We start from the raw sequence: 6,332 nt of genomic DNA on the forward strand, positions 1-6,332 counted from the left end.
GATTCTTAAGATTTTAAGAATCCTTTTATTGTTGAGATTAATTTGTTGATAAACAATTTTTCTCTTTTATAAAGTTGCTCTTCAAAGTTTATATACATTGAAAGAGGAAATTCTAAGCCTTCGATGTCAACAATTTTATATCCTAAATCTTTATATACAGAATTATATATTCCATATGGTATTGCCGATATAGCCTGTATATTCTTTATTCCTATTATGGCAGATTGATAGGAATCAGTTGTAAATAGAATATTTAATAATTGAATATCATAATCTAAGTTTTCTAGCTTTGATGCAAGCATATCTCTAAATTTTAAGTTATCATTAACCACTATAAAAGGAGTATTCATAAACTTTTTAATGGTTAAGCTATTACTTTTAAATGTAGAATGAGCTACAAAAACTATTCTGTCTGAATATATTTCCTTTGAAACTATAGAATTTATATTGTTGTAATTACTGTATGATATATTTATATCTGAAATATTATGTATTATATTATTAGAATTATCTTCAGAAGATGTAATTTTTATAATATGATTTGGGAATGATTTTTTTATCTTACTTATAGCAGAAGGTATTAATGTAGATGTTAAGATATTTATCCCATCAATATTAATGTGACTTTCTTTTGAATTTGAGCTTTCAACTTCATATAGCATTTTCTCATAGGTATTCAATATAACTTTACAATGTTTATATACAATTTCACCCTCAGTGGTTAAGGTTACACCTTTATTACTTCTAATAAATAATTTGGTGTTTAAACTATCCTCAAGCTTTAAGAGCTGTTGGCTTAAGGCTGATTGTGATATGTGAGAGGATTTTGCTACTGTTGAAATACTTTTTGCTTTTGCAACTTCATAAAAGAATCTTAAGTTTTCTATATGCATAAAGACTCTCCTATAATATTTATTTTTCTTTGGTATGTTTACTTATTATAATAAAAGTATTAGATAATGTAAAGAACTATGATGTAGAATAAGTTTATAATATAATTTAACAAGGGAGGTATGAGAATATGAAAAAGGTTAGATATTTTTTTATTATGCTTTTTATAGTATTAAGCATTTTTTTATTAAATAATATAAGAAGTAGTAATAAAGAGGAAAATATAAAAGGGAATATAGTGATTTGGGCAAATGAAGACACATATGATTATTTATGTGAATATGCTAATTTATTTATGAAATCATATGATAAAACTAAGGTAGAAGTATCGCTAATATATAGCAGTAATTATAAGGATAAGATATTATCTTCCATAAATAACAACTCTACTCCCGATATAATTCAGTTATCCACCAATGATTCTAGAAGGTTAATAAAAGAGAATGATTTAAGAAAATATATTTCAGAGGAAAAAGGTATAGTAGATAGTTACTCAAGTAACTTTTCTGTTGGAAGAATTAAAGAGGCCAATGATAAGGAAGGATTGGTAGGAGTACCGTTAACATCAAGACCTTTAGCATTATATTTGAGAGAAGATATGTTGGCACAGTATGGGTACACATATGAAGATATCAATACCTGGGATGATTTAAAAAGAATTGGTGAAGATATTTTAGAGAAAACCTATGGAGAGGTAAGGATACTTAATGGAGTAGGGCAGGATTATGAAGATATAGTTTCACTACTTGTAATGCAAGCAATGGAAGAGAGTAATGATAAAGGAAAGATAGAAGAACTGGTTAAAACTAGATTAAGTGAAATAAGTAATATCATGAATACAAAGGTAGATGGTAAGTTCTTAGCTAGAATATCATCAATTAATTCTATGAGAGAACTAAAGGCTTTAGATGTTCCATGTGAGTGGACTGCTAATAATGCACCAGCTAAATTAAATGGAAGTAATAAATTTTATGTGGCAGAGGGATATAACTTATTAGTATTCGATGAATCTGAAGAAAACAGTGCCCTTATTAAGAGGTTTTTGGAGTTTTTAGCTACAAACACAGAAGAATCTATTAAGTATGTTAAAGAAGGTAAGTTTTTTTCTAGTTATTTATCTACTTATAAAAATAAATCAATAGAAGAGTCAATAAAGAATTTCAGTGGAAAGAGCCCTCTAGTTGTTATGAGCAACATATATGAGAAGGCTCCTGAAATAAATGATTATGAAGTATATTTAGAAGTAAAAAATAAAATTTTAGGTCGATGATTTCAATATATCTCTATAGGCCTCTAAAGTAGTATCAGCAGTTTGTCTCCATGAAAATTGGAGACTTCTTTTATACCCTTTTTCAGAAAGCTCCTCTTTTTTAGAATCATCATTTAATAGTTTTAGTAAATTATAACTAAGCTCATCTTTGTTAAAGGGATCAATTAAGATAGCTGCATCCTTAGTAACTTCAGGAATAGAAGTTAAATTTGAAGTTATTACAGGGGTTTTGCAACTCATGGCCTCTAAAGGAGGTAATCCAAACCCTTCATACAAGGAAGGGTATATAAAAGCCTCAGCACCGCTATATAATATTGGCAAGATTGAATCGTCTAAATAGCCAGTAAATAAAACATGCTCCTGTAGACCCGCCTCTAGAACTATATCTCTTAAAATATTACCTTCATCTCTTATTGCTCCCCCTAATAAAAGCTTATGAGGCTTCTTTAGATCCTTTATAATTTTACCAAAGGATAATATTAATTCCTTAACGTTTTTTCTAGAACTAAATCCACCTAAATAAAGAATATAGGGGTCATTTAATTTTAAGTATTTACTTATATATTTTTCGCATACATCCTTAGGTGTAGGTTTGAAGTTTTCATTAGTAGCTAGTGGGGTTACATAGATTTTATCAGGAGATATATTAGGGAAGAATCTTAAAATATCCTTCTTAGAGTACTCTGATACAGTTAATATACCTTTAGCTGATTCTATTATATTTGGCATATCTTTTAAGAATCTATTTAAGTAACCTCTTCCAACAGTTTCAGGCATTGTATACGGAATTAAGTCATGTACAGTTACAACAACATTTAAGTCCCAGTTAAAAGGGTAGCCTATGCCGTTTTGTGGGATGTGAAATAGGTCTATATCTTCCTTTTGCATTAGGTTAGGGGTAAAGTATGTTTCGTAAAATCCACCATATCTTCCAGAGGTATAAAAGAGTTTTGTATTATCTTTTATAAATTCAGTATCTTTTTTTCCAGTCCAAATTAAATTAAATCTATCTTTGGTATTATTTTTTATCATATTTATAATTAAATTCCTTGTATAAGTACCTATACCAGATCCTGCATATAAGTTTACTCCTCTAGAATCAATACCTATTTTCATAAGGTCACCTCTATAAATTTTTATAGTATAAAGTATTAAAAGGAAATTGATTTGGTGAATGAAATCACACAGAAAAGATACCATACATATAATAAATAGAATTAATCCTTAGGTGAAATGCATGAATGAGGAAGAGATAAAAAGAATTATCACACTTAACTATAATTTAGACATTAAATCTATAGAAAAAGTTAAAAACACTTATAAAGTAAACGCAAAGGAGGGGATGTATTGTGTGAAAGTAATAAAATATCAATTCCCTCATTTTTATTTTATTCTATCAGCTATACTTCATCTTCAGCAAAGGGGATTTAATAAAATACCAACTATTTTAAAAACTAAGAGAGATGAATATTATATTGAACTTTTAGGAAGGTTTGCTTATTTAACAGAGTGGATTCCTTCTAGAGAAAGTAATTATGATAATCCCATTGAGCTTGATTTAGTGGCACAGAAATTAGGTGAGTTACATGAGTGTAGCAAAGGTTTTACTATAACAGATAGTATGAGGCCTAGAATAGGGTGGTTTTCTTGGATAAATGTTTTTGATACTAGAAAAGATGAGATATTAGATTTTAAACACCGCATTAGTCAAAAAGCTCATAAGTCTGACTTTGATAAGATATATTTAGAAAATATAGAATGTGAAGTTAATAGGGCAGAACAGAGTGTAAGAGAATTGTCTAAATTAAATTACTATGAACTTATGGAAAAAGAAATGTTTAAAAGAGGATTTTGTCATCATGATTATGCTAATCATAATGTCCTTATAGATAATAAGGGAGAAGTAAATATTATTGATTTTGATTACTGTATTTTAGATACTCATATACATGATTTATCATCACTATTAATTAGGACCATGAAAAATGGAAAGTGGGATAAAAATAAAGCAGAAAGAATAATAAATAATTACTGTAAGACATCTGATTTGATAAAAGATGAACTTCCATTAATGAAGGAGTTTGTTAGGTTTCCCCAAGGATTTTGGCAACTAGGGATACAGATGTATTGGGAACAACAGCCTTGGGAAGAAAGGTTCTTTATTGAAAGGCTTGAGAAGTATCTAAATGATAGAGAAGAGAGAGAACAGTTTGTTGAAAGCTTTTTTTATTAAAGGAGGGGGTTAGTATTAAAGAATTAACTCTAAAAGATTATTTGTTAGAAAATGATATTGTAGTTGCAGAAGAATACTTTAGAGGATATAGAGGTACTACAGAAGAGGATATTTCCTGTCAATTTATTGTTATTCAAAGTGTCCATAGTGTGTTGGCAGGATATTATTGTAGTGGACTTACTAGAGTTAATAGTAGTATTGGTAAAAGGGTAGAGAGCATAAAAGTAATGCAAAAAAGATTAAATAAGGATATAGCTTTAAGAGAAAAGATAAAAGATACAAATTGCATGGATTTATTTATTTTAGAGAATGGAGAAAAGCTATTAAATAGAGTAGATAAGGCTATTGAAGATTTAAAGGAAATTGACTATTTAGGAATTATAAAAAGAAGTATGAAAAAAAATGAAATTTGCTTAGGAAGAGTGGATGAAGGAAACCTTAGAGTAGTTGAAGCAATTGAAGTTGGAAGCTTAAAGGGGGCAACCTATAATCTTGTTGAAGAAGATATTTATAATTATCTAAAAAGGATAAAGAGAAGAGATAAAAAGGGAAATTTAGATAAATATATTGATGAATATATAAGGTTATCTCATCTAAATAAGCATAGTAAGGATTATATTTCTATATTACTATCAATTCCATATGATAGTTTAAAGCAATGGTATAGGTATAAATATAATAAGAAAAATCTACTTCCAGAAGAGTACTTAAAAAATATTAAAGCATCAATGGAGTATGAAATATAAAGTAAGAGGTGAGAGAATGATTAGAGTTAGGTATCCTGAAAAGAAATATCTATCCACATATGATTTAAGTTTGGACTTTTTTGATGAATTAGGTTTAGAGGTTTTAGATGTTACACCTTTAAGAAAGGTATTTATTCTTCATACTAATGAGGGCAAAAAGATATTAAAAAAGATGGATTTAAGTAAGGATAGAATTGATTTTATTAATATATGCTTAAAGAATATATATAAAGAATTTCCTTATGTAATATCTTTTAGAACCTTTGAAGATGGTAATGCATATAAGAAGTGGAAAGGTGATTACTATTTAGTTATGGATCTCATTGAAGGCAGGGAAGCTACATTTACTAATCCTATAGAATATGAGATGAGCGGTAGATTATTAGGAAAAATGCACTTAGCCTCACAGGCTGGGCTTATTAAAATAGAAGAAGAATTGAATTGCAATAAAAAAGAATTAATGGAAGAAAGTTTGGTTAAGAAATTTAGTGATAGCCTAGAGGATATAAAGTATATAAAGAAGTTAGTTAAATCATATAGGTTTAAAAACGAATTTGATAAAGAATTTTTAAAGGTAGTAGATGATTATATAAATGAAATTGAAAGAGCAGCGGAATTATTGTCCTTTAGTGTTTATAGCTCTTATAGAGAAAATAGTAAAAATATAGTGGTATGTCATAATGACTTAGCTGAGCATAATTTCTTGATTAAAGATGAGGATATGTATTTAATTGATTTTGATTATTGCTCAATAGATCTTAGAATTATGGATTTAACAGATTTGATTTTAAAGGGTATAAAGAATGCTGCTTTTGATGTAGATAAGGCAGTGAATATAATAGAAGCATATAACAAAGTATGCCCTTTAGAAAAAGAGGAGTATAAGTTTATTTATATACTACTTTCTTATCCAAGAGATTTTTATTCTATAGTTAGAGACTATTATCATAAACAAAAAGATTGGGATGAAGAAGTATTTATAAGTAGATTAAACAATAAGCTTATGAATGAGGAATTTAGACATGAATTTCTAGTTAAATACAAAGAAAAATATAAAGAATTATTTTATTAAATAATTAAATTAAAAAGGAAGACAATCAAGTCTTCCTTTTTATTAAGTGCGCCCAGCATGGGCGTACACTAATCGGTGAAAGTCCGTAACGGGGGCTGATAGTGCCAACCGTATAGCTTA

6 protein-coding genes are annotated in these 6,332 nt (G+C 28.2%); 4 read left to right on the forward strand and 2 right to left on the reverse strand.

From position 1 onward, the window contains the following. Nucleotides 1-5: 5 nt before the first annotated feature. Nucleotides 6-893, reverse strand: coding sequence for a LysR family transcriptional regulator (locus tag I4V16_RS08015; protein ID WP_049179949.1), 888 nt, complete (start codon nt 891-893; stop codon nt 6-8). 128 nt (nt 894-1,021) lie between these two features. Here I4V16_RS08015 and I4V16_RS08020 point away from each other — a divergent pair, with 128 nt between their 5' ends. Further along, nucleotides 1,022-2,161, forward strand: coding sequence for an ABC transporter substrate-binding protein (locus I4V16_RS08020; protein ID WP_111937821.1), 1,140 nt, complete (start codon nt 1,022-1,024; stop codon nt 2,159-2,161). Here I4V16_RS08020 and I4V16_RS08025 read toward each other — a convergent pair. After that, complete coding sequence (locus I4V16_RS08025; protein ID WP_195966626.1) at nt 2,150-3,277, reverse strand: glycosyltransferase family 1 protein; 1,128 nt, start codon at nt 3,275-3,277, stop codon at nt 2,150-2,152. The two genes, I4V16_RS08020 and I4V16_RS08025, sit on opposite strands and share 12 nt — an antisense overlap. A 121-nt stretch (nt 3,278-3,398) precedes the next feature. Here I4V16_RS08025 and I4V16_RS08030 point away from each other — a divergent pair, with 121 nt between their 5' ends. Genes I4V16_RS08030 through I4V16_RS08040 form a run of 3 tightly spaced genes read left to right on the forward strand, consistent with a single transcriptional unit; the run spans nt 3,399 to nt 6,212 of the window. Next, nucleotides 3,399-4,394: a CotS family spore coat protein gene (locus tag I4V16_RS08030; RefSeq protein ID WP_049179954.1), complete on the forward strand. Its 996-nt coding sequence runs from the start codon at nt 3,399-3,401 to the stop codon at nt 4,392-4,394. 41 nt (nt 4,395-4,435) lie between these two features. Beyond that, nucleotides 4,436-5,140 carry a hypothetical protein gene (locus tag I4V16_RS08035; protein ID WP_195573298.1) on the forward strand — a complete coding sequence of 235 codons (705 nt, stop codon included), beginning with the start codon at nt 4,436-4,438 and terminating at the stop codon, nt 5,138-5,140. Nucleotides 5,141-5,156: 16 nt separating this feature from the next. Next, the gene (locus tag I4V16_RS08040) at nt 5,157-6,212 is read left to right on the forward strand and encodes a CotS family spore coat protein (protein ID WP_049179967.1); all 1,056 of its coding nucleotides are present in this window, start codon (nt 5,157-5,159) and stop codon (nt 6,210-6,212) included. The last annotated feature ends 120 nt before the right edge of the window (nt 6,213-6,332 follow it).

The sequence above is a fragment of the Clostridium sp. 1001283B150210_160208_E6 genome (genome assembly GCF_015669365.1).
GTDB lineage: Bacteria > Bacillota > Clostridia > Clostridiales > Clostridiaceae > Clostridium > Clostridium paraputrificum.

Coding starts and splice junctions, on each gene's coding strand:
- I4V16_RS08020 (WP_111937821.1), top strand. CDS start 1,022: ATGAAAAAGGTTAGATATTTTTTTATTATGCTTTTTATAGTATTAAGC.
- I4V16_RS08030 (WP_049179954.1), top strand. CDS start 3,399: ATGAATGAGGAAGAGATAAAAAGAATTATCACACTTAACTATAATTTA.
- I4V16_RS08025 (WP_195966626.1), bottom strand. CDS start 3,277: ATGAAAATAGGTATTGATTCTAGAGGAGTAAACTTATATGCAGGATCT.
- I4V16_RS08015 (WP_049179949.1), bottom strand. CDS start 893: ATGCATATAGAAAACTTAAGATTCTTTTATGAAGTTGCAAAAGCAAAA.
- I4V16_RS08040 (WP_049179967.1), top strand. CDS start 5,157: ATGATTAGAGTTAGGTATCCTGAAAAGAAATATCTATCCACATATGAT.